The 26822-nt window shown below is 45.7% G+C and carries 23 protein-coding genes, 4 tRNA genes and 1 pseudogene; 7 read left to right on the top strand and 21 right to left on the bottom strand.

The window, feature by feature from the left end; all coding sequences use genetic code 11:
- Positions 1-5: 5 nt before the first annotated feature.
- From V1501_RS21215 to V1501_RS21280, 14 genes are all read right to left on the bottom strand, one after another.
- Entirely contained in the window at positions 6-800 is a 795-nt protein-coding gene (locus tag V1501_RS21215; RefSeq protein ID WP_409290851.1) for a two-component system regulatory protein YycI, read from the bottom strand.
- Complete coding sequence (locus V1501_RS21220; protein WP_409290852.1) at positions 781-2136, bottom strand: YycH family regulatory protein; 1356 nt, start codon at positions 2134-2136, stop codon at positions 781-783. The genes V1501_RS21215 and V1501_RS21220 overlap by 20 nt, the downstream gene beginning before the upstream one ends.
- Positions 2133-3956 (bottom strand): cell wall metabolism sensor histidine kinase WalK, encoded by a 1824-nt coding sequence (gene walK / locus V1501_RS21225; protein WP_409290853.1) that lies wholly within the window; start codon positions 3954-3956, stop codon positions 2133-2135. Before walK ends, V1501_RS21220 begins: the two co-directional genes overlap by 4 nt.
- Positions 3957-3962: 6 nt before the next feature.
- Complete coding sequence (gene yycF, locus V1501_RS21230) at positions 3963-4673, bottom strand: response regulator YycF (protein ID WP_409290854.1); 711 nt, start codon at positions 4671-4673, stop codon at positions 3963-3965.
- A 246-nt stretch (positions 4674-4919) separates the two neighbouring features.
- The gene (locus V1501_RS21235) at positions 4920-6323 is read right to left on the bottom strand and encodes a peptidoglycan DD-metalloendopeptidase family protein (protein ID WP_409290855.1); all 1404 of its coding nucleotides are present in this window, start codon (positions 6321-6323) and stop codon (positions 4920-4922) included.
- Between the two features lie 513 nt (positions 6324-6836).
- Positions 6837-6909: transfer RNA gene (locus tag V1501_RS21240), tRNA-Phe, on the bottom strand.
- Between the two features lie 295 nt (positions 6910-7204).
- A tRNA-Asp gene (locus V1501_RS21245) sits at positions 7205-7280 on the bottom strand.
- A 342-nt stretch (positions 7281-7622) separates the two neighbouring features.
- Positions 7623-7694, bottom strand: a tRNA-Glu gene (locus V1501_RS21250).
- Between the two features lie 5 nt (positions 7695-7699).
- Positions 7700-7775 (bottom strand) — tRNA-Lys (locus tag V1501_RS21255).
- Between the two features lie 265 nt (positions 7776-8040).
- Entirely contained in the window at positions 8041-9333 is a 1293-nt protein-coding gene (locus tag V1501_RS21260; RefSeq protein ID WP_409290856.1) for an adenylosuccinate synthase, read from the bottom strand.
- 454 nt (positions 9334-9787) lie between these two features.
- Positions 9788-11152, bottom strand: coding sequence for a replicative DNA helicase (dnaB, locus tag V1501_RS21265; RefSeq protein ID WP_409290857.1), 1365 nt, complete (start codon positions 11150-11152; stop codon positions 9788-9790).
- A gap of 150 nt (positions 11153-11302) precedes the next feature.
- Entirely contained in the window at positions 11303-11752 is a 450-nt protein-coding gene (rplI, locus tag V1501_RS21270) for a 50S ribosomal protein L9 (protein ID WP_409290858.1), read from the bottom strand.
- Positions 11749-13731 carry a DHH family phosphoesterase gene (locus tag V1501_RS21275; RefSeq protein WP_409290859.1) on the bottom strand — a complete coding sequence of 661 codons (1983 nt, stop codon included), beginning with the start codon at positions 13729-13731 and terminating at the stop codon, positions 11749-11751. The genes rplI and V1501_RS21275 overlap by 4 nt, the downstream gene beginning before the upstream one ends.
- A 36-nt stretch (positions 13732-13767) precedes the next feature.
- Positions 13768-14703 carry a YybS family protein gene (locus V1501_RS21280; RefSeq protein WP_409290860.1) on the bottom strand — a complete coding sequence of 312 codons (936 nt, stop codon included), beginning with the start codon at positions 14701-14703 and terminating at the stop codon, positions 13768-13770.
- A 133-nt stretch (positions 14704-14836) separates the two neighbouring features.
- On the opposite strand from V1501_RS21280, the gene V1501_RS21285 reads away from it, so the two are divergent.
- Positions 14837-15544 carry an HAD family hydrolase gene (locus tag V1501_RS21285; RefSeq protein ID WP_409290861.1) on the top strand — a complete coding sequence of 236 codons (708 nt, stop codon included), beginning with the start codon at positions 14837-14839 and terminating at the stop codon, positions 15542-15544.
- On the opposite strand, the gene V1501_RS21290 is transcribed toward V1501_RS21285, so the two are convergent.
- Positions 15511-15669 (bottom strand): hypothetical protein, encoded by a 159-nt coding sequence (locus V1501_RS21290; RefSeq protein WP_409290862.1) that lies wholly within the window; start codon positions 15667-15669, stop codon positions 15511-15513. The two genes, V1501_RS21285 and V1501_RS21290, sit on opposite strands and share 34 nt — an antisense overlap.
- Positions 15670-15744: 75 nt before the next feature.
- On the opposite strand from V1501_RS21290, the gene V1501_RS21295 reads away from it, so the two are divergent.
- Complete coding sequence (locus V1501_RS21295) at positions 15745-16725, top strand: LacI family DNA-binding transcriptional regulator (RefSeq protein ID WP_409290863.1); 981 nt, start codon at positions 15745-15747, stop codon at positions 16723-16725.
- 51 nt (positions 16726-16776) lie between these two features.
- Here the strand turns inward: V1501_RS21295 and V1501_RS21300 are convergent, their stop codons facing one another.
- On the bottom strand, positions 16777-18807 hold the full coding sequence (locus V1501_RS21300) for a catalase (RefSeq protein ID WP_409290864.1): 2031 nt from the start codon (positions 18805-18807) through the stop codon (positions 16777-16779).
- A gap of 101 nt (positions 18808-18908) precedes the next feature.
- Positions 18909-19142 (bottom strand): hypothetical protein, encoded by a 234-nt coding sequence (locus V1501_RS21305; protein ID WP_409290865.1) that lies wholly within the window; start codon positions 19140-19142, stop codon positions 18909-18911.
- A gap of 199 nt (positions 19143-19341) precedes the next feature.
- Between V1501_RS21305 and V1501_RS21310 the strand changes: the two genes are divergently transcribed.
- The 5 genes and pseudogenes from V1501_RS21310 (at position 19342) to V1501_RS21330 (ending at position 23286) form a co-directional block, all read left to right on the top strand.
- Entirely contained in the window at positions 19342-20292 is a 951-nt protein-coding gene (locus V1501_RS21310) for an ABC transporter permease (RefSeq protein WP_409290866.1), read from the top strand.
- A pseudogene (locus V1501_RS21315) lies at positions 20285-21237 on the top strand (iron chelate uptake ABC transporter family permease subunit). Before V1501_RS21310 ends, V1501_RS21315 begins: the two are co-directional and overlap by 8 nt.
- Positions 21234-21998, top strand: coding sequence for an ABC transporter ATP-binding protein (locus tag V1501_RS21320; protein ID WP_409290867.1), 765 nt, complete (start codon positions 21234-21236; stop codon positions 21996-21998). Before V1501_RS21315 ends, V1501_RS21320 begins: the two are co-directional and overlap by 4 nt.
- 13 nt (positions 21999-22011) lie before the next feature.
- Entirely contained in the window at positions 22012-22956 is a 945-nt protein-coding gene (locus tag V1501_RS21325) for a siderophore ABC transporter substrate-binding protein (RefSeq protein WP_409290868.1), read from the top strand.
- Positions 22957-22971: 15 nt separating this feature from the next.
- The gene (locus V1501_RS21330; RefSeq protein ID WP_409290869.1) at positions 22972-23286 is read left to right on the top strand and encodes an antibiotic biosynthesis monooxygenase family protein; all 315 of its coding nucleotides are present in this window, start codon (positions 22972-22974) and stop codon (positions 23284-23286) included.
- 151 nt (positions 23287-23437) lie between these two features.
- Here the strand turns inward: V1501_RS21330 and rpsR are convergent, their stop codons facing one another.
- From rpsR to ychF, 4 genes are all read right to left on the bottom strand, one after another.
- Positions 23438-23674: a 30S ribosomal protein S18 gene (gene rpsR / locus V1501_RS21335; protein ID WP_409293491.1), complete on the bottom strand. Its 237-nt coding sequence runs from the start codon at positions 23672-23674 to the stop codon at positions 23438-23440.
- A gap of 45 nt (positions 23675-23719) precedes the next feature.
- Entirely contained in the window at positions 23720-24241 is a 522-nt protein-coding gene (ssb, locus tag V1501_RS21340; RefSeq protein WP_409290870.1) for a single-stranded DNA-binding protein, read from the bottom strand.
- A gap of 57 nt (positions 24242-24298) precedes the next feature.
- Positions 24299-24586, bottom strand: a complete 288-nt coding sequence (gene rpsF / locus V1501_RS21345; RefSeq protein ID WP_409290871.1) for a 30S ribosomal protein S6 — start codon at positions 24584-24586, stop codon at positions 24299-24301.
- 951 nt (positions 24587-25537) lie between these two features.
- Complete coding sequence (gene ychF, locus V1501_RS21350; protein WP_409290872.1) at positions 25538-26638, bottom strand: redox-regulated ATPase YchF; 1101 nt, start codon at positions 26636-26638, stop codon at positions 25538-25540.
- Positions 26639-26822 lie beyond the last annotated feature (184 nt).

The following is a 26822-nucleotide window of genomic DNA, read 5'->3' on the forward strand; positions in this document are numbered from 1 at the left end:
CTTCTTCACTCCAATTTTTCTTCATCAGATGACACTTGAAAGATCTGGCCTTCAATCGCATTGACAAAGAAATCATTATTATCGTCAACGGTAATATGCCAGGTTGGCGTCAGCACCTGTGAAGCTGTCTTGACCGGCACAACCGTATAATATCCAAGGGTAACCTTTGTAATTTTGCTTTTTTCCGGCAGTTTTCCTTTGTTAAAGAGCGTTTCGACCGCTTTCATGGCCGAGATGATTTCTTCCTTTTCCTTGAATTCCTCAATATTGCTCAGGAATGTCTGGCTGTATGCATAAATCTGGTTCTGCTTGTTCAGGAACAGCTTCAGCTGGCCGCTGTCATTCAGATAAATGACCTTCCGGTTATAAGTCTGGGACATGAGAATGGTGTTATCCTTAGCCGAATAATTCCAGAATCTGTACTCATCCCCGTTCAGGACATTTTCACGGACGAATTTCTCTGCTTCATCGGCACTCTTAGGATCACTGAGCTTATAAGACACCTTCAGGGTCGCATATACAGAAGATCCATCATTGATCGTCATCTTCTGTGTTTTTAAGGATGAGAAATCTTCTTTCTTGAATACCTTGCTTTTGGCAATGATATATTTTTCACTATGAGCATCTGTCGGAACGGCGTTCACATTGATGCCGTTTTCCTTCAGCCTGTCCTGAAAATCCGGCTCTGTTGCATAATCATAGTCCAGCGAGCTGCGTTTATCAATATATTGATACAGCAGGAAGGCATCCAGAATTAAAAAGACTATGATAAAAATGGTCTTAGTTTTGTTCCAATCCAATAATATCGCCTCCCGGCTTGCCGAAAGGAACTTTCTTCCATACACCGGCATATCGGTAATACCAGGCAGGTTCAAGGCCCACCAGATTATCAGCCTCAGTATTACGCTTAAGTTCATACCCAATTTTTATATCCTGGATCAGCTCACTCTTGATATTCTTGACAGCCTGCAGTTCCTGCAGGACTTCGCTCCCGCCAGGCATTTTCACCTTGGCATCGTCGATGGGAATAGGGAAATCGAGTGTGAAGATGGGACGGGAATATTGAAAGACGTTCTCCTGTCCCCAGAATTGGACGATTTCAGACATGCCGGATTCATTAAAGACCGGCATTCCATTAATATACATCCGGTATGTGATCTTCTGGTCAAGCGGATTAAAGCCGGCATACCGGTAGCTGTCATCCCAGCCTGCATGCTCGTTTACGAATTCAAGGCTGTTGCGGATGAGCTGGGACGGGCTTCCATCATAACTGGTCTCCTTGGTTGGATTCACATAGGACATGGTCATCGTATCCCAGTAAATGTTCAGGAGCCTGAAGCCGTCTGTAAATTCTTCGGTATATTCTTCCCCTCTTGTCACCCGTGTTTTTTTGACGTAGTTGGGGTCATTAAAGAGTGTACTCTTGAACCTCTCGATTTCCAAATCTAACGTTTTATAAGTAAAGCGCGGAACGCTCAGATTCTTTCCTGGAAGGAAAACAGCACGTCCTTTGGCGATGATATGCTTCTCATAGGCACTATCCCCGTAGAGTGCAGAGGCAAACCGGTAGGTATTCTGCTCAAATCTGTCGATATTGTCTGAATTGACTCTGCATTGATAAATCTTCCGGTCCGCATACGAAATAAAGTACACATACACCTGGTTATTCCGTTTGCTGTTTACATTGAAGATGATGCGGTCAAAGCTCCCTTTTGGAAGATTTCTTTCCTCTATCTGCAAGACGGAATTATATAGATAAAGAGGGACCTTCTCCGGAAAGATGATTTCGGTCTTTCCGTCACCATGGACAAAATCCAGAAATTCATCTTCAGAAACCTGACTGGATATATCATAAAAATTAGCATAAGACCATTTCGTGATTTCCTTCATCACCTTGCTGATCTCAAGCTCGCTTGAGGTGACATAATGCTGATTGTTTTTATGATAGATAACTTCAGTCGGCCTTATGATACCTTCGACTTCCTGTTTGTCTTTAGTGGTGACCTGTATATATTGGCTGCTTTGATCTCTTGATTCTTCATAATCAGGCTGATAGGACCAAATTCTCCAGGTAAGAAAGATGCTGACCAAAACCAGCAGGGAAAGGATTATGCTTTTATACTTCTCGACCCTCATGCCCATTCATCCTCTTGATCCGGATTATAAGGCAGGGTGAAGAAGATAGCTGTTCCCTTGCCTTCTTCACTCTCGGCCCAGATCTTGCCTTCATGCGCTGTGACCATTTCCTTGGCTATGGCAAGACCAAGGCCTGTGCCGCCAAGTTTTCTGGACCTTGCCCGGTCGACGCGGTAAAACCGCTCAAATACCTTCACGACATTATCCTTAGGTATACCCATGCCCTGGTCCTTGATGCTGATTTCTATTTCGCCTTCAAGCTCACGCACCCTGAAGCGGATCTGCCCGCCCTCTGGCGAGTACTTCAAGGCATTTGAAATGATATTGTCTATGATCTGGGTGATCTTATCCTCATCAATCTCGACAAAAATGGCTTTATCAGGCAGTTGACGGACAAAGGAGACATTCTGGTCCTTCGACATTTCAAACCGGTCAATGATGTGGTGAAAGAATTCAGTGAAATCCACCCAATCCTTCGTAATCTTATAATCCTTGCTGTCGAGCTTGGAAAGCTGCAGAAGGTCATTTACAAGGCGGATCATCCGCTCGGTCTCCTTTTGGGTGACCTTGAGGAAGTTCGGCGCAATGCTTTCATCCCGCCATGCTCCCTCGGTTAATGCCTCTAAATAGCTCCGCATGGTCGTAAGCGGGGTCCGCAGCTCGTGTGATACGTTTGCGACAAACTCCCTGCGTTCTTCCTCCACCTTTTCCTGCTCGGTGATATCATGAAGCACAGCAATCAGACCGTTCACAAATCCGGTCTCACGCTGGATGACTGAAAAATTCGCGCGCAGGATCAAATCCTTTGCGGTGGTGCTGTTATCGAGGATAACCGACTCCGTCTCCTCCAGCAGCCCTTCGAATGTATATTGATCTTCAAGGTCCAACAACGGTACGATGTCCTGGGAAATAACTGTTTCACGTGAAACATTCAGCATCTTTGCAGCCTGTTCATTGATCAGGATGATCCGGCCCTTCCTGTCGGTCGCTATAACACCGTCAGTCATGTAGGAGAGCACGGACGCAAGCTTTCTCCGCTCACCTTCTGTGGATGACTGTGCATCCTGAAGCTTTTTCGTCAGGTTATTGAACGTGATGGCAAGCTGGCCGATTTCATCATACCCGTAAACCTTAACCTTCCGTGAGAAGTTCCCTTTGGCCATCGCCAGGGCCTGCCTTCTCATGTCCGACATCGGACGGGTAATGGTCTGCGCCAGCAGGATGCCGAGGATGGCTGTGATTCCCAGCGCAATCGCTGTTCCAGTTGTGAAGATTTTATTGATTTCCTTGATTTGCTCGAATACTGATTCAATATCTGCCTTTAAGTAAATCGCCCCGATGGTCTCTCCCCGTGATTTAATGGGAGAGGATAATACCCAGATCCGCTTTCCTGTTTTCTTAACAACCTGCACACTGCTCTGCTCTGTCCCCAGCAGGGAAAGCTTCACCAGATTATTGGTGCTCCTTCTTCCTACAATGCCGTCTCCATCATCCGCCTTGGATGTACCGATGATCTTGCTGCCGCTGTCGATTACCTGGATTTCCTGGATATCGCCGGCTTTATTGTCCCGGAGCAGCTGATTGATCTCTTCTTCCAATGTGGCAGAATTTTTATCCCGTTCCTTCACCATCTCTTCTTCAATACTGAAAGATAGAATATTTACCTGCTGCTTCAAAGAGCTTTCGAAATTTGCCCTGAGCTTATCCTCGAGCCCGTCCACAAAATAGACGGCAATGATCTGCATGGCAACAAGAATGAGCAGTACATAAATTAAGACAAATTTAAGATGGATAGATCTAAAAAATCCTACCTTTTTCATTCACGACTACTCCTGTTCAGGGTTGCGCAGGTAGTATCCTACTCCGCGTCTGGTCACAATCCATGCCGGATGGCTTGGATTGTCTTCAATTTTTTCCCGCAATCGCCTTACCGTCACATCCACCGTGCGGACATCACCGTAATAATCATAGCCCCAGACAGTCTGAAGCAGATGCTCCCGCGTCATAACCTGGCCGATATGCTTAGCCAGATAGTGAAGCAGCTCGAACTCCCTGTGCGTCAGTTCAATGGTGTCTCCGCGCTTTGATGCAATATAGGCATCCGGATGGATAATAAGGGAACCTACCGCTATTTCTTTAGAATCGTCCTCAATCTGGTCCGGCGCAGGAGCTGCCTGCTGGCGTCTCAGGTTCGCCTTTACCCTTGCAATGATCTCTCTTGTGCTGAATGGCTTTGTGACATAATCGTCAGCCCCTAGCTCAAGACCCAGGACCTTATCGATCTCAGAGTCTTTTGCCGTAAGCATGATAATGGGAATATCATGTTTTTTGCGGACTTCACGGCAGACTTCCATGCCGTCACGGCCAGGCAGCATGATATCAAGGAGGATGAGGTCCGGCTGGATTTCCTCGACCATCTTGACTGCATCATTTCCGTCATACGCGCACTGGACTTCGTAGCCCTCTTTTTTTAAATTGAATTGTAAAATATCTGCAATCGGCTTTTCATCATCAACCACGAGGATTTTTTTATCCATGATATTGCTCCTTTATATCAATCTCGAATATAGTTAATCTATGTTTTAGTATCATGTTTACCGCTTTCTATCAGACATATGTTCTCTACTATAATTTATCATGATATAGCACTTAAATCATCTTTTATAATTGATTGGAAGGCGTTTACTGTTAAACGGACGTAAATGACCCGGTGTTTCTTTAAGAAAATAAAAAAAACCGTATAAAGGACACTGTTTTATTTGTGCCCCTTATACGGGTCAGGATTAATTGTTTATATAGTTCAGCGGATTTTTCAGGATTCCGTTTTTCCTGACTTCAAAATGAAGATGGACTCCTGTTGAATCTCCTGTCGACCCCATAACCCCTATCTTGGTTCCTGCTGCCACCACATCGCCTTCTTTTATGGAGATGGAAGCCAGGTGGCCGTATAGAGTCTCATATCCGTTTTGATGGTCGATGATCACTTTGTTGCCGTAGCCGCTGCTCATTCCTGCGAACTTTACAACGCCATTATCACTCGCTTTTATGGTCCGGTTTGAAGGTCCGGCTATATCGATCCCTTTATGCATGCGGCCCCAGCGTGCGCCCATCTTGCTTGTGATAATCCCGTCCACTGCCGGCCAGGTAAATTTCCCGCTGCCTACGGATGGAAGGACCTTTGTCCCCTTTTCGATGATGGTCGGGACCGGCTTCTTAATTTCCTCTACTGTTTCAATCTTTTTCTCTATCTGTACACCGTTTTCAAGCAGCACCAGGGAATGTATTCTTTCTTCACCCTTTTTCCCTTTCTGCTTAACCTCCGTCATTCCTTTAAGAAGGCCGCTGCTCTTCACTACCTTACGGATATTTGGGATTTCTTTCGTTTCCGATACTTCCTTTTGGATAATAACATCCACATACGGCACTCGATTCAGTACTTTAAGGACTCCATTGTCCTTTATTTTTTTGCTATCCTTAAGTTCGGGGTTCAGCTCGGTCAATTCCTCAAGCTGCATATGATGCTTTGTTGCAATAACTTCCGGCTTTTCCCCTGCCATTGCCTTGTATTCTTTCTGCTCTGTTTTTCCCTCATTCAAAGCATGCAGCGCTTCTTTTGGCTCTACAATTTTGGACGGATCAACCTTTTCCCTGGAAATGCTTACGTTTTTACTCAACCGGATATACAGCTGGGGCAGCTCAGCCGATTTCGCTGCTTCCACTTTTTTCTTCTCTGCTTTAGAAAGATACTGAGTTTTCAGCTCATCAATCGTCTCCTCAGCCTCTTTCTTTTCCGGCAGGTAAGCGACCTTTTCGCCATCCACTTCTAAGGCATAAGATTTAGCTTCAAGCGGCAGCTCATCCACTTTCTTCACTACTTTTTTATCATCCGTCTTTGGAAAAAGCACCGTCTCCGACTTTATCTTGATATCTTTTTTCATTGAAAAAGAGTAGCCCGGATATTCACTTTCGGCTGCCTCTACCCGTTCCTTCACGGCATCCTTAATGTTTTTCTTATCGGATACTTTACCGAGATATGTATCTTTATAGTAAACCTTATAAATAGTCGGCAGCAGCGGTCCAAATGCAGCAGCTGAATGGAAGGTCCCCATTATCAAAATAACAGTAAAGATCAAAACCTTCTGTATGAGATGTTCTGTATATTTATTGAAGCTTTTGGCTCTATTCACGAATCACTAAACCTCCTGTACAAAAAAGCTGTCAGGTTTTTCGTCACCTATGCTTTATTAAAATATCTTTTTATTAAGACCAATTAAGAACTTAACATATCTTAATAACTAATAGGTCCAAAGTAACACTTTTGTAATATAACTGTATACTCAGCGTCATTTTGCTGGAAGAGCTCTTTAAGTAGAGTCTTAATTTCCCATGGGATGGTTTCCAGATTTATCTTTTACACTGTTTTTGCAAACTTTTGACTGTTGAACAAGAACGTTGATTTCCTCTCCAGACGCTCCCTTTCGGCGGGTGCGGGCGGTGAGCCTCCTCGTCGCCTTCGGGGTCTCACCTGTCCCGCTGCTCCCGCAATTAAAAGCGGAGAACGATGCCTGCTAAATGCAATGATTTAAAAGCTCAATGTTTATATTTTCAGATTAAGGCAGCGAATTTAGTTAGCAGGAAAACGATAATGACATAACAAAAAATTACAATAAAAAAGCGCCGCAGGGGCGCTTTTTAAAGGATGGCTCAGGACGGAATCGAACCGCCGACACAAGGATTTTCAGTCCTTTGCTCTACCGACTGAGCTACTGAGCCGTATTAAAATGTTTATTTCCTTCTTTAAGTGAGGTTAATAACCTTCACACAAATCTCAGGAAGTTTATGCAAGCAGCGGCTCGATTTGTGTGCTGAAGCACTTTCCCGGTAGTTTATTCGTACGTGCTCTACCGACTGAGCTACTGAGCCGTATTACGGCTTGCGCTAAGCTTCAAATTTCTTCGTCAGCTCCTTCACTCACATCCTCACGCATATGCATACGCTCCGGTGTTCGCTCAGTCGCTTCCTCGAACTTTTCGCTTATCACAACCCTTAGATTATGTTGTGTTAAAAATGGCGGTCCCGACGGGAATCGAACCCGCGATCTCCTGCGTGACAGGCAGGCATGTTAACCGCTACACCACGGGACCTTATTAAAATATAAAATTTTCTACATGCCCTGAATCACTGCGGGTTAACTGTCTCTTCCTCTTCCAGTATTCCAAGGAAGCTTATGCGTCGAGACAACTCGCTGTTTATTCGGTGGTGATTTGCTCGTCGCTACACCACGGGACCTTATTAATATATAAAATTTTCTTCATGCTCTGAATTACTGCGGGTTAACTGTCTCTTCCTCTTCCAGTATTCCAAAGAAGCTTATGCGTCGAGACCACTCGCTGTTTATTAGGTGGTGATTTGCTCGTCGCTACACCACGGGACCTTATTAGCTTTTAAGTTTCTATTACTGCTTATGTATGGAAGCAAAAATGAAATGACCCCTACGGGATTCGAACCCGTGTTACCGCCGTGAAAGGGCGGTGTCTTAACCGCTTGACCAAGGGGCCATAAATGGTGAGCCATGAAGGATTCGAACCTTCGACCCTCTGATTAAAAGTCAGATGCTCTACCGGCTGAGCTAATGGCTCTTAACTAATTTCGCTAAGCAACAAATATGTTTCAGCGACGTTTTTAATAGTAGCATATAAAAGCAATTGATAGCAACTACTTTTCTAAAAAAATATTTAAAGCTGATTTCTTTTGTTTTTCTTCTCTTACAAACTTTTTTAGTATAATGGCAATTGCCATGCGATCCCTCAATAAATGCAAAAAGAGCTGCCCCGAAATTTAGGTTCGCCGCCCGTATTGAGACCGGGCGGCGGACCCTTATGGGACAGCCCCTCTGGATTTAATTTAAACCAGTCTCCATGGGCTTCTGACTATGTTTGTCTGGGTGCGGTCAGGTCCTACTGAGAACATGGAAAGAGGCACACCTACGAGCTGTGAAACACGTTCTACGTAGTGGCGGGCATTTTCCGGGAGATCATCCAGGGATTTGCAGCCTGTGATGTCTTCTGTCCAGCCTGGAAGCTCTTCGTATACAGGCTCGCTTTCCGCAAGGATTTTAAGGCTTGCCGGGTATTCTTCCATTACTTTGCCCTTGTGGCTGTAAGCTACGCAGATTTTAAGCGTTTCAATTCCTGTCAGTACATCGATTGAATTCAGGGATAGATCAGTCAACCCGCTTACACGGCGGGCATGGCGCACGACTACAGAGTCGAACCAGCCGACACGGCGCGGGCGTCCGGTAGTTGTTCCGTATTCACGGCCCACTTCGCGGATCTGATGGCCGATTTCATTATCTAGTTCAGTCGGGAATGGCCCGTCTCCTACCCGTGAGGTGTAAGCTTTGCAGACACCGACAACATGGTTGATCTTAGTCGGCCCCACACCTGAACCGATGGTCACTCCGCCGGCCACAGGATTCGAGGAAGTTACGAATGGATAGGTACCCTGGTCGATATCGAGCATAACACCCTGCGCCCCTTCAAATAGAACACGCTTGCCGGCATCCAGAGCATCGTCCAGTACGACGGATGTATCACACACATATTGCTTGATTTGCTGTCCATACTCATAGTATTCATCCAGAATCTCTTCAATCGTGAACCCGTTCGTCTCATAGAAACGTTCCAGCAGACGGTTCTTTTCTTCAAGATTCCTCGCCAGTTTTTCTTCGAATGTATCCCGTTCTAATAAGTCTGAAATTCTGATTCCGTTTCGTGCAGCTTTGTCCATGTAAGCAGGACCGATGCCTTTTTTAGTCGTTCCGATCTTATTGGCCCCTTTCCGCTCTTCCTCCACTTCATCAAGCTTCAGATGATATGGGAGAATTACATGGGCACGGTTGCTGATGCGCAGATTGTCAGTTGTGATGCCGCGTTCATGGAGATAGGCCAGTTCTTTTACAAGAGCCTTCGGATCTACGACCATTCCGTTGCCGATCACACAGATTTTATCACTATAGAATATGCCTGATGGAATTAAATGCAGCTTATATGTTTCGCCGTTGAATTTTATAGTATGACCTGCATTGTTACCACCCTGGTAACGAGCAATCGCCTCTGCATTTTCTGATAGAAAGTCTGTTATTTTACCTTTTCCCTCGTCACCCCACTGGGTTCCAACCACAACTACTGAAGACATTCTTACAAGCACCTCCAAATTTACGTTCAGCTGTTTTTTATCAGCTGCCTGTCAAACACGTTCATTTTATCAGGAAAACAACGTGTCAGTCAAACAAAAACCGAACATTTTATTTTATTTATTAATCTTCGTTCGCTATTTACCTTTTTCATGTCTTCATAGCAAGAAGTATATTTTTTTATATTTCTAGAGGAATTCATATTTTTAAACCATGGTGATTGGAGCGGAAGGAGCGGGACTCCTGCGGACTAGCGGGACAGGTGAGACCGCTCAGTCGAAGACGAGGAGGCCAAGCGGCCGCCCCGCTCCAATGGAGCACACCGGAGTGGTAATCAACCTTCTTCTCAAATAGCCATAATGAAATGCCTTTTTATTTTTAGGCTATCCTGACCAATCTATGTATCAGGTTATAAAAAGAGAAATAAAAAGCACCAGCCGAAGCTGGTGCGGTGATTCATGCCCCTGGTGGTACGGCAGCATCATCAAATCTGCGTTCCAGGTTTACGAATTTATTATACTCCTTAACAAACGCAAGGGAGACGGTACCAACCGGGCCGTTACGCTGTTTGGCAATGATGATTTCAATAATGTTTTTATTTTCACTTTCTTTGTCATAATAATCATCGCGGTATAAGAAGGCTACGATATCCGCATCCTGCTCGATACTTCCTGATTCACGGATATCTGACATCATCGGGCGCTTGTCCTGGCGCTGTTCCACTCCACGGGAAAGCTGTGACAGGGCAATGACCGGGACTTGCAGCTCACGGGCAAGGGCTTTAAGGGAACGTGATATCTCAGATACTTCCTGCTGACGGTTCTCGCCTGAGCGGCCGTTACCCTGGATCAATTGGAGATAATCGATCAGGATCATCCCAAGGCCGTGCTCCTGTTTGAGCCGGCGGCATTTAGAACGGATTTCACTGATCCGCACGCCTGGTGTATCGTCAATGAAAATGCCGCTGTTTGAAAGGCTTCCCATCGCCATCGTAAGTTTGCGCCAGTCTTCATCTGTCAAAGAGCCTGTACGCAGGTTTTGCGCGTTGATATTGCCTTCGGCACAGAGCATACGCATGACCAGCTGCTCCGCTCCCATCTCCAGGGAGAATATGGCCACGTTCTCTCCTGCCTTGGTGGCCACATTCTGGGCGATGTTCAAAGCGAAGGCTGTCTTACCTACCGATGGACGGGCGGCGACGATGATCAAATCATTCCGCTGGAATCCCGCAGTCATTCTATCAAGCTCTGAAAATCCGGTTGGAATCCCTGTTATATCTCCGACACGGTTGTGAAGGAGCTCAATATTGTCATATGCTTTGACGAGTACATCCTTGATATTCTGGAAGGCACCGGAATTTTTCCGATTGGCCACTTCCATGATGTTTTTTTCTGCTTCTCCGAGAAGATTTTCCACTTCATCCTCACGGGCATAGCCATCCTGGGCGATTGTGGTCGCTGTACGGATCAGTCTGCGGAGAAGGGATTTTTCTTCCACTATGCGGGCATAGTACTCAATATTCGCTGCAGTGGGCACTGATCCTGCCAGTTCGCTCAAATAGGATACCCCGCCTACATCCTCCAGTTGCTTGGATGCCTGCAGGTCTTCCGTAACGGTAACAAGATCGACCGGCTTACCTGAATCACTCAGCCTGAGCATTACATCAAAAATCTTTTGATGGGCATTCCGGTAGAAATCCTCGGGGATCAATACTTCAGATGCCAGCGTAAGTGAAGAAGGTTCGAGGAAAATGGCGCCAAGGACAGCCTGTTCAGCTTCTATATTCTGCGGAGGAATCCGGTCTGTGTATAATTCATTCAAAACTTTTTGCCCCCCTTTTTATTCCGGCTTTGTATATGTTTGTAATAGAATAGGAAAATAGCAATAGTGTCAAAAAAAATGTGATGAAGCTTCAAGTAGATAAAGCCTCATCACATTTTATCATTTTTAGGCCGGTATTTCACGGTCCAATTATTTCTGTTCTTTAACGGCAACTGTCAAAGTGGCTGTTACTTCGTTGTGCAGTTTGACCGGAACTTTCGTATGCCCGAGAGTTCTGATTCCGTCCTCAAGCTCGATTTTCCTTTTATCGATTTTGATTTTATGCTTTTTCAGAAGTTCTTCGGCGATCTGCTTGCTTGTAATCGATCCGAACAGCCTGCCGCCCTCTCCGGATTTAGCTGTCAATTCCACAGTCAGCTTCTCGATCTTTTCCTTCAGTTCGATCGCTTCCTGCAGCTGGTTTTCAGCAGCTTTTTCTTCTTTTTTCTTCTGCCCGTTCAATGTGGCTACCGCGGAGTTAGTCGCTTCCACGGCAAGTCCCTGCTTCAGCAGGAAATTTTGCGCATAGCCATCCGCTACGTTTTTGACTTCCCCTTTTTTCCCTTTTCCTTTAACGTCTTTGAGAAAAATTACTTTCATTCCTTACTTCCCCCTTCTAAATATTCGTCAATTGCCTCAATTAATCTCGTTTCTGCTTCTTCTATTGAAATATCGGCAAGCTGGGTGGCAGCATTCGTCAGGTGGCCGCCGCCTTCCAATGCTTCCATGATCACCTGGACATTGATATCCCCAAGCGATCTGGCGCTGATTCCGACCACATCCTCATCCCTTCTAGAGATGACAAATGACGCCGTGACACCGTCCATGGTCAGGAGTGTGTCGGCAGCCTGTGCAATCATAACCTGATTGTTCATCTGATCGGTGCTGCTCTTGGCGATGGCAATGCCGTCACGATAAAAGGAGACGGATTCTATAAGTTTTGCACGCTTGATATAGGTTTCTACACTTTCCTTGAGGAATTTCTGGACGAGTACGGTATCAGCTCCATGCGCCCTTAGATAGGAAGCGGCGTCAAAGGTCCTGGCGCCTGTCCGGAGTGTAAAGCTTTTGGTATCGACAATGATGCCCGCAAGCAGGGCCGTAGCCTCCAGCATTTCGATCTTGCCGCGCTTCGGCTGATACTCAAGCAGCTCGGTCACAAGCTCTGCAGTGGATGACGCATATGGCTCCATATAAACCAGCAGGGAATTGGCAATGAATTCTTCGCCGCGGCGATGATGGTCGATGACGACTACCTTATCAAAACGGTTCAGGAGCTTCTCATCGATGAGCATGGACGGCTTATGTGTATCCACCACAACAAGAAGTGTTTCTTCCGTAATCATTTCATACGCTTCCTCCGGACTGATGAAGCGCTCAAACAGGTCCGGCGTCTGCTTTGTCTCCTCAAGGAGTCTCTCCACACCTGTTTCGAGCTCATTGAAATTGATGACACTGTATGCATCCCTCTGATTCATACCGGCAATCTTCAGGATGCCTATGGATGAGCCCACTGCATCGAGGTCAGGGAACTTATGCCCCATAACAATGACCTTGTCGCTGTCGACGATGATATCACGGAGTGCATGTGATATGACCCTTGCGCGGACCCTGGTCCGTTTTTCAATCGGGTTGGTTTTGCCTCCGTAGAATTTCACCTTTCCATTGTTCAATTTGATGGCTACCTGATCCCCGCCCCGTCCTAAGGCCAGGTCAAGGCTTGACTGGGCAAGGATGCCCAGCTCCGGCAGCGAAGAAACGCCTGATCCTACCCCGATGCTCAGGGTCAGGGGTACATTCTGCTTGGCGGTTGTTTCCCTGATCTCATCGAGAATCGAGAATTTACTCTTTTCCAGATGCCCCATGATATGTTCGTTATAAACCGCGATAAACCTGTCGGCTGACACCCTTTTCAAGAAGATGCCATTCTCCTGGGACCACCTGTTCAGCAGTGAAGTCACGAGGGAATTGATGCTGCTGCGTCTATGATCATCCATGTTCTGGGTAAGATCATCATAATTATCCAGGAATATGATGGAGATGACAGTTCTCTCGTCCTCGTAAAGCTTTTCGATTTCAACCTGTTCGGTCACATCGAAGAAATACAGCAATCGTTCCTCCCGCTTATGAATGACCCTGAATTTGCGGTCTACAAGTGTGATGGTTTCCGATTCCACTTCCTGCTTGATCAGCGGGACAAGGACATCCGCTACATCATATAGAGACCTGCCCACAAGGGTATCTTCATTAAAACAAGAACTCATGTATGGATTGGTCCACTCGATAAAGTAGTCATCATTGATCAGCATGATACCGATCGGCATCTCAAGAAGCGCTTCTTCGCCTACCTTCTTCAGGCGGTAGGAAAGAGTCGAGATATATTCTTCCGTTTCCCGGCTGATCTTATATTCTAAACGGATGACGATATAAAACAGAACTGCCATTACAGCGGTCGCTGCCAGTGCAATGATCCACTGATGAAAAGCGAGGACAGCCAATAGTGCAGCTACAGCGAATATCAGGATATAGAGAGGATATCTGATGGATTGTCTTTGCTGTTTTTTAAAATACGACGGCATTTTTTCAGCTCCTAAAAGCTTGAATCACTCGGTAAGCTATTTCTTACTGAGAGTTTCTCTTAATTTAAATCCTAAGTCCATTATACCTAATATCCTCACGGCATAATGGAAAATTGGTACCAGGAACGATAAAATCACTATAAACCATGTAAGGGCTTTTGGCCAACCTTTTAGGCGGCTGTAGAAAAAGAGGAGGGAATACCCCTGAAGCAGCAGCAGCAGCTGCAATACATACAGGATATTCACGATGACCATATATATAGTGTCCTTCTGGCTTACATCAATGAAAAACGAGAGTATCAATACGATTAGATAATACCACAAAATGCTTTTTGGAAGCTGCAGATTGCGTATTGGCGGCCATTTTATTCCAATTCTTCCCAGCCGCTTAATGATTGGTGTGACTGCAAGCAGGATCAGGATCACCATGACCATAGAGGTGACCACAAACAGACTTGGCGCAAGGACCATGAGCATATCCAGGCTATCATTCAGCCTCTTCATTGCCTCATCAGGATTCTGCCCCAGCCCTTCCAGCAGCTGTGAGGACTGCTTAAGGCTGTCCTTGAACATTTCAACAGTGGCCTCGAGGACATTCTGCTCGAGGAACACGATGGAGAAGACAAACAATCCTGTAAAACCGATTAAAAAGGTCAAGACCGAACTGATATATATCGTCCCGAATGAACTTCCCTTGCGGATATGATATCCGATTACAACCCCAGTTCCCCCAAACAAGAGGGCCACTGGTGCGAACAGCAGTGTGCCGATGATGCTTGATACCAGGGTGCCTGCAGCGAGTACACCAAGTGCCCAGCCTAACGAATGTTTGCCCGCCACGAGAATGAACGGGAGGGGCAGGATGAACAGCAGGAGGGTGCCAAGCACAGGCAGCTGGATAGACAGGAACACCAAAATACAAAAAACAGCCAATAAGGCTGCACTCTCTGCAATCTTTCTTCCGTTGGCCATACATTCACTTCCTTTTAAAAAACCGAGTTATCCCTTATATTTATTTTATCCATTATACGCTCCACAATCAATCTTGCGGCACGGTTAGATAGTTTTAACGAAATCCGGGGCGGAAATGATAGGAGAGAAATCCATGAAAAGATCCATACTTTTTGATTTGGACGGCACCCTGCTTGATCGGGACCATTCGATTTACCGTTTTGCCTCAGAACAGTACAAACGCTATCAGAATCATTTTTCTTCCATAACTGAACTGGAGTACAGAAACAGCTTTATTGAACTGGACATGCGCGGATACAGGTGGAAGGATGAGGTATACAGACTGCTGTTAGACCGGCATGGCATCTCATCTACAGGTCCGGAGGAGCTTCTGAATGATTATATAACAAACTTTCATGCTTATTGTACCCCTTTCGAGGGGATATACGAAGCACTTCGGAAGCTTAAGGAGAAGGAGTATCTTCTGGGGCTGATTACAAATGGGAGAACACAGTTTCAAAGACAGTCCATCCAGGCACTTGCGCTTGAACCATATATGGATATTATCCTTATTTCCGAGGAAGCCGGCATGCAAAAACCGGACAGCCGCATCTTCTTAAAAGCATTGGAAGGGCTGCAGGTCCCAGCACATTGTGCCATATATACCGGCGATCATCCTGACAATGACATCAGGGCAGCGGCTAATGCCGGGATGGCGGCTATCTGGAAGCAAAATAGCGGCTGGGACCCTTTCAGCCATGAATATACCTTTGAAAGCTATGAGGAGCTTCCGAAACTGGCAGACAAGATATTCGGAAGTCTGCCGCATCACTCACCATCATCATATACGTCAAACAAGTAAGCAAAAGCCTCTTCTGTTCTGTTTACCTTCCGGCTGCGCTGATAGGCGAAAACGGTCAGCGACGAAAAACATACAATCGCTCCGCAGATTAAAATCAGGCAGAATAATCCAACTGCTGTGTCCATCGATATCCCTCCCTCTGTACGTTCATGTTAAATGATGAAACGCATTTCAGAGCAAGAAGAAAAGAAGGAGTTTATATGGCAAATATAAAAGAGATTGCAAAGCTTGCCGGTGTATCCGTGACGACCGTCTCCCGCGTCCTGAATCACCATCCGTATGTAAGCAAAGAAAAGCACGAGGCCGTTAAGCGTGCCATGGAAGCCTGCAGCTATCAGCAGAACATCAATGCCGTGCATCTCAGCAAAGGGCAGACCTTCCTCATCGGAGTGGTCATCCCGTTCACCAACCACCCCTATTTCGGGCAGCTGGTGGAAGGCATTGCTGAGGAGGCCGTTCAACATAACTATACGCTCGTTCTGTTTCAGACGGCTTATGAAAAAGACAAAGAAATCCATGCGATGGACATGCTGAAGAATAAACAGGTGGATGCCTTGATCATCTGCTCCAGAATCTCGGGGCTTGAGGTTATTAATAAATATCACGCTTACGGCCCTGTCATTTTGTGTGAGGATACCAGAGGGACCGATATATCCTCCACCTTCATCGATCACTATAAAACGTTCACTCATGCACTTGAGTATCTGCATCATAAAGGACACGATAAGATCGGCTATTGTATCGGCAGGAATTCAGGAAGCAACAGCTCACAGAGAGAGAAGGCGTATAGGGACCATTTGAGGAAATATGGCAGACCCTTCAGCCAGAGCTTTATCTTTCACGACTGTTTTAACTTCGAAGACGGAGTAAAAGTGGTACAGCGGCTGTCAGGGCTGGAGGACCGCCCCACTGCCCTGATTGTTTCGAGCGACCAGGTGGCGGCAGGTATCCTGACCTGCTGCCAGGATTCAGGAATCCAAGTACCTGGTGACCTCTCTATCATTGGGTTTGATAACCAGCCGATTGCTCAGATCATGAAAATTACTACTCTGGAAATCCCTCTGTCCCAAATGGGCAGAAAGCTCTTTTTACAATCGATTGACAAAGACGGGATAACCCAGGATGAGCTTACAGCCAGCCTCATCGAAAGAGAAACGGTGGCTGAGCTTCCAATCTGTTAATGCTTGCTCATCAATCAAAAGCGGCCTTACTTTTGAAGGCCGCCAAACATTCTATCCGTTTATCTTTCGTTCCCAGTGGCGGTGCGCAGAAATAGCTTCAGCAAAGTCCCTGGCAAATTGCAGAGGGTCCTGGCCGCTCACTGTACCTGGAGTATTCTCAAGTTCATTGGCCGCAAGCCATTTCACTCCTTCATGGGTCGCTCCTATCGGCTTATAATGCATGAAAGCCTCGAGCAGGAACTTAGAAGCCTGCATGGAAAATGGTCTGTCTGCCCCTTTACCTCCGGCTGCATAAATCGCATCAAACAGGACGGAGTCACTGGTGAGGAAGGTATGATCCACTTTTTGTTCACTTTCATCCGATCCCTTCAGCATGCCGAGCTTACTGCTGATTATTTCCGTCTGAATGCCCTCTGCTTTCAGACTGCTGAGAATAGAGGTCACATCTTCCCCATTGAAACCCTCATCCAGAATTACACCCACTTTTCGGGTAGAAGGGAGCTTCTTCGTATTTTCCTGGCTTAATGCCGGAGAAGACTTCAGTACCTGCGGTCCTCCTGTTTCCGGCAGCTCGGCCCCAATTGCTTCAGCAAAACCTTGGGCAAGCTCCAGGCTGACATGTGCGAACATATTGACAACCTGCTGCTTAACGGATTCGCTTTTCACTTTACCAAGCTCAAAGCTGAAAGCTTCCATAATATGCTGTTTCTCCGGCTGGCTCATGCTGTTCCAAAACAGGGACGCCTGGGAGAAATGGTCCTTAAAGCTGTCGCTTCGCTTGCGGACCTTATATCCCTCCACCTTTTCCTGGTAGTGGGCGTATCCCCCTTCCTCAACAGAAGCCGGTTCTGGAGTATTTTGCGCCAGCGAATTCCTGTGGTAGGAAACCCGTCCACGGTTGATCGTCTGGCGTCCGAATCCATCCCGCTGATTATTATGGAAAGGACAGACAGGGCGGTTAATCGGCAGTTCATGGAAGTTGGGTCCTCCAAGGCGGAGCAGCTGTGTATCTGTGTAAGAAAACAAGCGCCCCTGAAGCAGCGGGTCATTCGAGAAATCGATGCCGGGCACAACATGTCCGGGATGGAATGCCGCCTGCTCTGTTTCAGCGAACACATTATCCACATTGCGGTTCAGCATCATCTTCCCCACCAGCTTTACCGGAACATCCTCCTCAGGCCAAAGCTTGGTCGGATCTAATAGATCAAAGTCAAAAGCAAACTCATCTTCCTCATCAATCATCTGGACCCCGAGCTCAAATTGTGGGAAATCCCCATTTTCAATCGAGTCGTATAAGTCTCTCCGGTGGAAATCCGGGTCCTTCCCGGAGATCTTTTGGGCTTCGTCCCAAACAAGAGAATGAGTGCCAAGCAGAGGTTTCCAGTGAAACTTTACAAAGCGGGATTTCCCCTCTTCATTTACAAATCGGAAGGTATGTACACCAAAGCCTTCCATCATCCGGAAGCTTCTTGGAATGGCCCGGTCACTCATCGCCCACATTACCATATGCGCTGATTCCTGGTTATTCGCCACAAAGTCCCAGAATGTGTCATGAGCGGAAGCTGCCTGCGGAATTTCATTATGCGGCTCAGGCTTTAACGCATGAACCAGATCCGGAAATTTGATGGCATCCTGGATAAAGAATACAGGGATGTTGTTTCCGACTAAATCATAATTGCCTTCCTCGGTGTAAAATTTAACCGCAAAGCCGCGGGCATCCCGAACCGTTTCACTTGAGCCGCGCGAACCGGCTACCGTAGAGAAACGTACGAAAACAGGAGTCTTGACAGAAGGATCCTGCAGAAATCCGGCCCTCGTATACTCCTTCATCGATTCATACACCTCAAATTCCCCATGCGCAGCAAACCCGCGGGCATGGACAATTCGTTCAGGAATTCGCTCATGATCAAAATGAGTCATCTTTTCGCGGAAATGAAAATCCTCCATCAGTGTCGGACCGCGTTCCCCCGCTTTTAGCGAAAACTCATCCTCAGACACTTTCAATCCTTGATTGGTCGTCAACTTTTCACCCTGATCATCCACCCTATACTGTTCCAGCTGCTCATCCTTGCGATTGCCCAAAACGACACCCCTTTTGAATGATATATATATCACTTACCTAGCACTCTACCCCACAGACAGATGAAGAAACCATAAATACAAGAAACCGGCTAAACTTATCCTTACCCCTTCACCAATAAAGCCTGCAGCCGCTCATGACGGCTCTCTCTTTCCTGTGCGGGAGACAAATCATATTTCTTCAGCAGATGAAACACCTCATTCAATGTTTCCTGACTCTGCCCCTCCGCTAAAAAACTCTCTATTTCCCCGGTCAGCCCACCCGGCAGGAACTCATCCTGCTGTCTGAGCTTTTGAAGCACATCTTCCCTGCTGTGATCGAGATTACAGCTGCTCATTGTTATCACCTCTCCTTTTCTTTTATTTCACTGTTTGTTTTCAGCATAAACTTCAATCTGATAACAACACAAAAAATCTCCTTTTCTTTCCTAAGTGAGAATCTTTATCAATTATTTGTTGACAATCATTCTCAATTGCTTATATGATATTGATAATGATTATCATTTCTATTTAGAAACGAGGGATGTCAAGCCAATCATGAAAAAGAGGTACTTAATTTTAGTCTGTCTGGCACTTTCAGCTCTTTCACTTTTTGTTGGAGTCAGCAGCATCCCGCCAGGAGCACTGCTTGATACTGAATCAGAGGAATTTCAGATCTTTATGGTCAGCCGCCTGCCGAGGCTGATTTCAATCCTGCTCGCAGGCGTCGGCATGAGTATTGCCGGTTTAATCATGCAGCAGCTGAGCCGCAATAAATTTGTTTCGCCGACTACAGCCGGGACATTGGATGCTGCAAAGCTTGGCATTCTCATCTCCATGCTGTATGTCGCCAATGATTCCATTCTGTTAAAAATGGGATTCGCATTTGTTTTTTCACTTGCTGGCACTCTGTTATTCATGAAGATTTTGGACCGCATCAAATTTAAGGATGCCATCTTCATCCCGCTTATCGGGCTGATGTTTGGAAATATCCTGTCTTCTCTTTCAACGTTCATGGCCTATCGTGCGGATGTTATTCAGAATATTTCATCATGGATGCAGGGAGATTTTTCGCGGATTATATCAGGGCGTTATGAGCTTCTGTATATCAGTATCCCTGTCATTCTGCTAGCTTACATATTTGCGGGCCGCTTCACCATTGCAGGAATGGGGGAGGATTTCTCCAGGAATCTGGGCCTGCCCTACCGCTTTGTTGTCAACCTGGGGCTGATACTAGTTGCCCTCATTACGACCACGGTTGTGCTGACAGTCGGTCTTATTCCTTTTTTGGGACTGATTATCCCCAATATTGTATCAATTATGAAAGGGGACCATCTGCAGAAGACTCTGCCGCACACAGCTCTTCTCGGCGCCATCTTCCTATTGATATGCGATATCCTGGGACGGGTGGTTATCTACCCTTATGAAATTACGATCAGTTTGATGGTTGGTGTAATCGGCAGCGGGATCTTCCTCTTCCTCTTATTCAGGAGGAAAGCCTATGCGTAAACATACCGGAAAGTTAATACTGCTTACAATGCTTGCATTGGCAGCCTGCAGCGTTTATTTATTCCATGACTTAAACGGAAGCTTTTCGTATGCCCTGCCGCGGCGTGCCGTGAAGACAGCCGCTATGGTCATGACAGGACTTTCGATTGCGTTCCCACAGTGGCCTTTCAGACCATTACACATAACCGGATCCTGACCCCGAGCTTAATGGGACTTGATTCACTGTACATGCTCCTGCAGACGTCGGTCATCTTTTTCTTTGGATCACAGCATATACTCAGCATCAATAAACAAGCGAACTTTTCCATCTCGCTGTTTGCCATGGTGGCCTTTGCCTTTCTTTTTTATCACTTATTATTCAGGAAAGGAAACCGGCCAGTCTATTTCCTGCTGCTCGCCGGGATCATTCTGGGAACCTTTTTATCCAGCATATCCACTTTTCTTCAGGTACTCATTGATCCCAATGAATTTCAGATAGTCCAGGATAAGATGTTTGCAAGCTTCAATAATGTCAATGGCGATCTTGTATGGATTGCCGCTGCCTTAATATCTGCACTGCTTATCTACTCATGGCGTCTGCTGCCTCTCCTCGACGTACTTTCACTCGGAAGGGATCAGGCTGTTAATCTCGGGGTCTCCTATGACTCACTTGTAAAAAAGGTCCTTGTGATTGCAGCCGTGTTCGTGGCCATATCAACTGCGCTTGTCGGACCCATCACGTTCTTTGGCCTGATTGTCGCAAATCTGTCTTATCAGTTTTTCCATACATACAAACACAGCATCCTTATAACGGGATCCATCCTGATCAGCATCATTGCGCTTGTCGGTGGCCAGTGGGCCGTTGAACGCATCTTCACCTTCTCTACAACGCTCAGTGTCATCATCAATTTTATTGGCGGAATCTATTTCATCTGCTTGCTGTTAAAGGAGAGCCGATCAAAATGATCAGTATTCGTTCCATTACTAAGCACTTTCACAAAAGGCCAGTTGTCCATGATGTATCACTTGATATTGAACAAGGAAAAATCACATCCCTGATTGGCCCGAATGGGGCAGGAAAATCCACACTTCTTTCTATGGTCAGCCGGCTCTCCGATGCTCATTCCGGGCAGGTGCTGCTGGATCAGAAAAATATCAAGATGATGCAATCCAATGAGTTCGCGAGAAGAGTTTCAATATTAAAGCAATCCAACTATTTAAATGTCCGCCTGACCATTCGCGAGCTTGTTTCATTTGGGCGGTTTCCCTATTCTGGAGGACGGCTTACCCCCGAAGATGAGAATATGGTTGAGCAGGCCCTGGAATACATGCATTTAAGCCAGATGCAGGATAAGTATATTGATGAGCTTTCCGGCGGACAGCTTCAGCGCGCATTCATTGCCATGGTCATCGCACAGGATACTGAATATATCCTCCTTGATGAGCCGCTGAATAACCTTGACATGAAGCATTCCGTCCAAATCATGAAAATCCTGCGGAGGCTGGTCGACGAATTGGGCAAAACAGTCGTCATAGTCCTTCATGATATCAATTTTGCTTCGGTCTATTCAGACCGCATTGCGGCCATGAAGGATGGAAAACTCGTTAAATGCGGGACTGTAGAGGAAATCATCCAGCCTGCTGTCCTTAATGAAATTTTCGAAATGGATATTCCCATCCAGAACATCAATAACTGTCAGATCTGTGTCTACTATCAATCTACTTAAGGAGAGAAAAACAATGAAAAATTGGAAGCTGTTTACCCTGCTATTCACACTGATCCTGCTGCTCGCCGCCTGCGGAGAAGAAAGCCAGAAAGAAACCGCCGCAGAGGCGAAGAAGGATAAGGGAAGCACAATAACCATCAAGCATCAATATGGCGAAGTCAAGGTCCCTGCTAACCCGGATAAAGCAGTCGTATTTGACTTCGGGACACTCGATACCATGGATGAACTGGGAATTGAGCCTGCCGGTCTGCCGCAGATGACTATCCCCGGCTACCTCTCAAAATACGAATCTAAGAAATATAAAAACACCGGGAGCCTGAAAGAGCCAGATTTTGAAGCCATCAGCTCCATGGAACCGGATGTGATCTTTATCTCCGGCAGACAGGCCGAAATGTACGAGGAATTTTCAAAAATTGCACCTACTGTCTTTGTTGAGCTTGATTCAAAAAATTATATGAAATCCTTTGAAAAAAACGTCTCATTGATTGCAGAGATTTATGGAAAAGAAAAAGAAGCGGAAGCTAAATTGGCAGATATTCAAAAAAGTGCGGAGGAGCTGAAGACAGAGGCTTCCTCACTGGATAAAAAGGCACTGGTCATACTCGCTAATGAAGGTAAAATCAGCGCCTATGGCCAGGGATCCCGATTTGGCATCATCCATGATCTGTTCGGATTTAAAGCCGCAGATGAACAGATAGAAGTCTCCACTCACGGCCAGAACATCTCGAATGAATACATCCTGGAAAAAAATCCAGACATCCTCTTTGTTATAGACCGCACAGCAGCCGTCGGCGGCAGTACCAGTGCAAAAGAAACAGTCGAAAATGAAATCACAAAAAAGACGGCTGCATTTAAAGAAGGAAAAATCATCTACCTGGATCCTGATTACTGGTACTTAAGCGGCGGAGGGCTGCAATCCGTTAAAGCCATGGCAGATGAAGTCCAAAAAGCCCTTTAATTGGTGGATGAAAGCATGTTTTACGAAATGAAGCGGATAGAAGTAAAAGAAGGAAATTCTTCACAGATTACAGAACGCTACTCCAAACCGGGAGGCCTTATTGAAAAACAGCCGGGCTTCACCGGCGTACACGTAATGGTCAGCCACAACAGGAAAACAGCAGCAGAAAAAATAGCCGTCATTACACAGTGGGAAACCGAGGGCTTTTATAAAGCCTGGAAAAAAAGCCCCGACCACATCGCCGGCCACAAAGCAAGACTCGGCCAGCCAAAACCGGACTTCATTGTGCAGACGGTTCATTCAACTTATCAAGGAATCATCGCGAAATAACAGGAAAAGCATCCTTTTTATGAGGATGCTTTTATTAATAGCTTCAAGAAATTTGCTTCGTCTAAGTAAAAATATGAATCCTTCGGGACTATACTTTATTTGCGGACAAATAAAAAGACACCCAATTAAATCGGGCGTCTTTCGTCTTGCCTTATTCTCCTACTACGTATGGTAGAAGAGCCATCGTGCGAGCACGCTTGATAGCTACTGTAAGTTTACGTTGGTATTTAGCATGTGTACCAGTCACACGACGTGGTAAAATCTTACCGCGTTCAGAAACGAACTTCTTAAGAAGATCTACATCTTTGTAGTCGATGTGTGTGATTCCGTGTGCTGTGAAGTAACATACTTTACGACGCTTTGCGCGTCCACCTTTACGTCCGCCCATTGCCATGTATATTCACTCCTTTATTATAGATTTTTTGCGTATTCCTTAGAATGGAAGATCGTCATCTGAAATATCGATGGTTTGTCCGTTATTCGCAAATGGATCTTCGTCTACGCGTGTATAGTTATTGTTGTTGTTGTTTCGTTGTGGTTGATTCTGATTTTGATTTTGCTGTCCGTACGAGGACTCCTGCTGGCGCCCGCCGTAGAACCCGCCTTCATTCCTATCTCCACCGCCAGCATTGCTGTTCCTAGGTTCAAGGAATTGGACGCTCTCAGCCAGTATTTCAGTGACATATACTCTCTTACCATCCTGGCCTTCATAGTTGCGAGTCTGGACCCGGCCGTCAACGCCTGCCAAACTTCCTTTTTTCAGGTAGTTTGCGACATTCTCAGCTGGTTTGCGCCATATCACACAATTAATAAAGTCCGCTTCACGTTCACCCTGCTGGTTTGTAAAAGTACGATTAACAGCCAATGTAAAAGTTGCAACCGGCACTCCGTTTGGAGTATAGCGCAGCTCTGGATCTTTTGTTAAACGTCCCACAAGAATAACGCGGTTCATCATCAGAATCAACTCCCGTCCATTGTTTCAACTGAAACAAAAGTTTATATTGAAAGGTTATTATACTTCTTCTTTAACAACGATATGACGGATAATGTCTTCGCTGATTTTAGCTAAACGGTCAAATTCTTGAACTGCAGCAGCATCAGCATTCATGTGGATCAGCTGGTAGTAGCCATCACGGAAATCATTGATTTCGTATGCTAAACGACGTTTGCCCCAGTCTTTTGACTCAGTTAATTCCGCACCATTATCAGTAAGGATTGTGTTGAAACGCTCAACTAGAGCTTTCTTGCTATCTTCCTCAATGTTTGGACGGATGATGTACATAACTTCGTACTTTGTCATCACTGTCACCTCCTTTTGGTCTAAGCGGCCCAATTAAGGGCAAGGAGCAATTACATTCAATTACTCACAATAAGAAATTATAGCATATAAGTGACCAGATTGCAATAAAGCTATGCAGCATTATATATAGATGTTTAACATTTTCTTTATTTAGAATTAAGCGGGATGTAATCTAAAAAACTAATTAACAGACGCCTTTTTCTTGCAAAATAGAGACGAATGCGGGCTTATAGCTTAGGATTATTAAACAATTGATGATATTTCCTAAAACTTTTAATAATTAATACTTTTAAATCGCCTGCTTTCAAGATTTACTTGCGGAATTGTTTACTTTATTTGCGGATTTCATTATTTTACTTGCGAAAAATTTACTTGCCGAATAACCAGCTTTACTTGCGAAAAACCACCATTTACTTGCGGTATCGTAATCTTATATTAAAAACAAAGGCCACAAGAAGATAAACCGCTTCTCATGGCCTGCTCGTCTTATGCTATTCGGGTCTCTGCTTTCTCATGAAGATCTGTTTTACCCGTGATCTGCGCTCGATATGCCTCATTTAGAAGGCACCGTTCTCCCCTTTTATTCAGTCCAGCTCCGAACTGACACCTTCAGCCGTAAGTATGACGCCTTCAAAAGGCAAAGGCCGGCCTTTTGTCAGGTATCTGCTTTTCTAATGTAATCTTATTGTTTAAAGCATGCTGCATTTCAATCTGCTCTGAAAAAAATTTACCTTGAAAAGCACCGTTCTCCGCTTTTATACACTCCAGCTCCGAACTGACACCCTCGGCCGTAAGTATGACACCTTCAAAAGGCAAAGGGCGGCCTTTTGATGCCGCCCTTCTTTCTTCTGTCAGGTATCTGCTTTTCTAATGTAATCTTATTGTTTAAAGCATGCTGCATTTCAATCTGCTCTGAAAAAATTTTATCTTGAAAAGCACCGTTCTCCGCTTTTATACATTAAACCTAAAGTGTATAACGTCTCCGTCCTGGACTACGTATTCTTTTCCTTCAAGGCGGACTTTTCCGGCTTCTTTGGCAGCTGCCATGGAGCCGCCGGCCATGAGGTCGTCGTAGGAGACAGTTTCGGCGCGGATGAAGCCGCGTTCGAAGTCGGTGTGGATGACGCCGGCACATTGTGGTGCTTTCATGCCTTTTTTGAAGGTCCAGGCGCGGACTTCCTGTACTCCTGCTGTGAAGTAGGTAGCAAGGCCGATCAGGCTGTAAGCTGCACGGATCAGCTGGTCAAGGCCGGATTCTTCGATGCCGAGTTCAGACAGGAATTCTTGTTTTTCTTCGCCTTCAAGTTCTGAAATTTCTTCTTCGATCCTTGCGCAGACTACAATGACTTCTGCATTATCTGCTTCTGCAAATGCCCGGACACGCTGGACGTATTCATTTTCAGACGGATCAGCTACGTCATCTTCGCTTACATTGGCCACATAGAGAACAGGCTTAGAAGTCAAGAGGTGCATTCTTTTAGCCAGTTTCTGCTGCTCTTCCGTAAATTCAACTGTACGGGCCGGCTTTTCTGATTCTAGAGCTTTCTTTAGAAGGACAAGGACTTCATGCTCAGCCATGGCATCTTTATCCTTTTGTTTGGCCATCTTGCCTACGCGTTCAATGCGTTTGTCTACTGATTCAAGATCAGCCAGAATCAATTCTAGATTGATGGTTTCTATATCATCGACCGGATCTACTTTTCCTGAGACGTGAGTAATGTTTTCGTCTTCAAAGCAGCGCACAACGTGACAGATCGCATCTACTTCACGAATATGGGAGAGGAACTTGTTGCCAAGACCTTCGCCTTTGCTTGCACCCTTTACAATTCCGGCGATGTCTGTGAATTCAAAAGTGGTGGGTACCGTCTTCTTAGGCTGAACCAGCTCTGTCAGCTTTCGCAGGCGGCTGTCCGGCACCTCTACGATTCCTACGTTTGGTTCAATCGTACAAAATGGATAGTTGGCAGATTCGATTCCTGCCTGGGTTATTGCATTAAATAAAGTAGATTTGCCTACGTTTGGCAATCCTACTATGCCCGCCGTTAAAGCCATATCTATATTCACTTCCTCTTGGGATTATTCTTGTCTATGTTAAAAAAATAGATTTTCAAATTACCTAAACCTTTTCCAATTATAGAGATTAGCCCTGAAAAAGACAAGTACCAATACAGATGGCCGCCCTATCCTATGAGGCTTAAAAAGCTTTCCCGCCAGCAAAAAAGCTTCCTATGGAAAG

The organism is Paraperibacillus esterisolvens, assembly GCF_046237625.1.
GTDB lineage: Bacteria > Bacillota > Bacilli > Bacillales > DSM-1321 > Paraperibacillus > Paraperibacillus esterisolvens.

What these genes read in the sequence shown, in the direction of transcription:
- V1501_RS21220 (WP_409290852.1), bottom strand. Translation starts at nt 2,136, where the DNA reads ATGAGGGTCGAGAAGTATAAAAGCATAATCCTTTCCCTGCTGGTTTTG.
- walK (WP_409290853.1), bottom strand. Translation starts at nt 3,956, where the DNA reads ATGAAAAAGGTAGGATTTTTTAGATCTATCCATCTTAAATTTGTCTTA.
- yycF (WP_409290854.1), bottom strand. Translation starts at nt 4,673, where the DNA reads ATGGATAAAAAAATCCTCGTGGTTGATGATGAAAAGCCGATTGCAGAT.
- V1501_RS21260 (WP_409290856.1), bottom strand. Translation starts at nt 9,333, where the DNA reads ATGTCTTCAGTAGTTGTGGTTGGAACCCAGTGGGGTGACGAGGGAAAA.
- rplI (WP_409290858.1), bottom strand. Translation starts at nt 11,752, where the DNA reads ATGAAAGTAATTTTTCTCAAAGACGTTAAAGGAAAAGGGAAAAAAGGG.
- V1501_RS21275 (WP_409290859.1), bottom strand. Translation starts at nt 13,731, where the DNA reads ATGCCGTCGTATTTTAAAAAACAGCAAAGACAATCCATCAGATATCCT.
- V1501_RS21280 (WP_409290860.1), bottom strand. Translation starts at nt 14,703, where the DNA reads ATGGCCAACGGAAGAAAGATTGCAGAGAGTGCAGCCTTATTGGCTGTT.
- V1501_RS21285 (WP_409290861.1), top strand. Translation starts at nt 14,837, where the DNA reads ATGAAAAGATCCATACTTTTTGATTTGGACGGCACCCTGCTTGATCGG.
- V1501_RS21290 (WP_409290862.1), bottom strand. Translation starts at nt 15,669, where the DNA reads ATGGACACAGCAGTTGGATTATTCTGCCTGATTTTAATCTGCGGAGCG.
- V1501_RS21295 (WP_409290863.1), top strand. Translation starts at nt 15,745, where the DNA reads ATGGCAAATATAAAAGAGATTGCAAAGCTTGCCGGTGTATCCGTGACG.
- V1501_RS21305 (WP_409290865.1), bottom strand. Translation starts at nt 19,142, where the DNA reads ATGAGCAGCTGTAATCTCGATCACAGCAGGGAAGATGTGCTTCAAAAG.
- V1501_RS21310 (WP_409290866.1), top strand. Translation starts at nt 19,342, where the DNA reads ATGAAAAAGAGGTACTTAATTTTAGTCTGTCTGGCACTTTCAGCTCTT.
- V1501_RS21320 (WP_409290867.1), top strand. Translation starts at nt 21,234, where the DNA reads ATGATCAGTATTCGTTCCATTACTAAGCACTTTCACAAAAGGCCAGTT.
- V1501_RS21325 (WP_409290868.1), top strand. Translation starts at nt 22,012, where the DNA reads ATGAAAAATTGGAAGCTGTTTACCCTGCTATTCACACTGATCCTGCTG.
- V1501_RS21330 (WP_409290869.1), top strand. Translation starts at nt 22,972, where the DNA reads ATGTTTTACGAAATGAAGCGGATAGAAGTAAAAGAAGGAAATTCTTCA.
- rpsR (WP_409293491.1), bottom strand. Translation starts at nt 23,674, where the DNA reads ATGGGCGGACGTAAAGGTGGACGCGCAAAGCGTCGTAAAGTATGTTAC.
- ssb (WP_409290870.1), bottom strand. Translation starts at nt 24,241, where the DNA reads ATGATGAACCGCGTTATTCTTGTGGGACGTTTAACAAAAGATCCAGAG.
- rpsF (WP_409290871.1), bottom strand. Translation starts at nt 24,586, where the DNA reads ATGACAAAGTACGAAGTTATGTACATCATCCGTCCAAACATTGAGGAA.
- ychF (WP_409290872.1), bottom strand. Translation starts at nt 26,638, where the DNA reads ATGGCTTTAACGGCGGGCATAGTAGGATTGCCAAACGTAGGCAAATCT.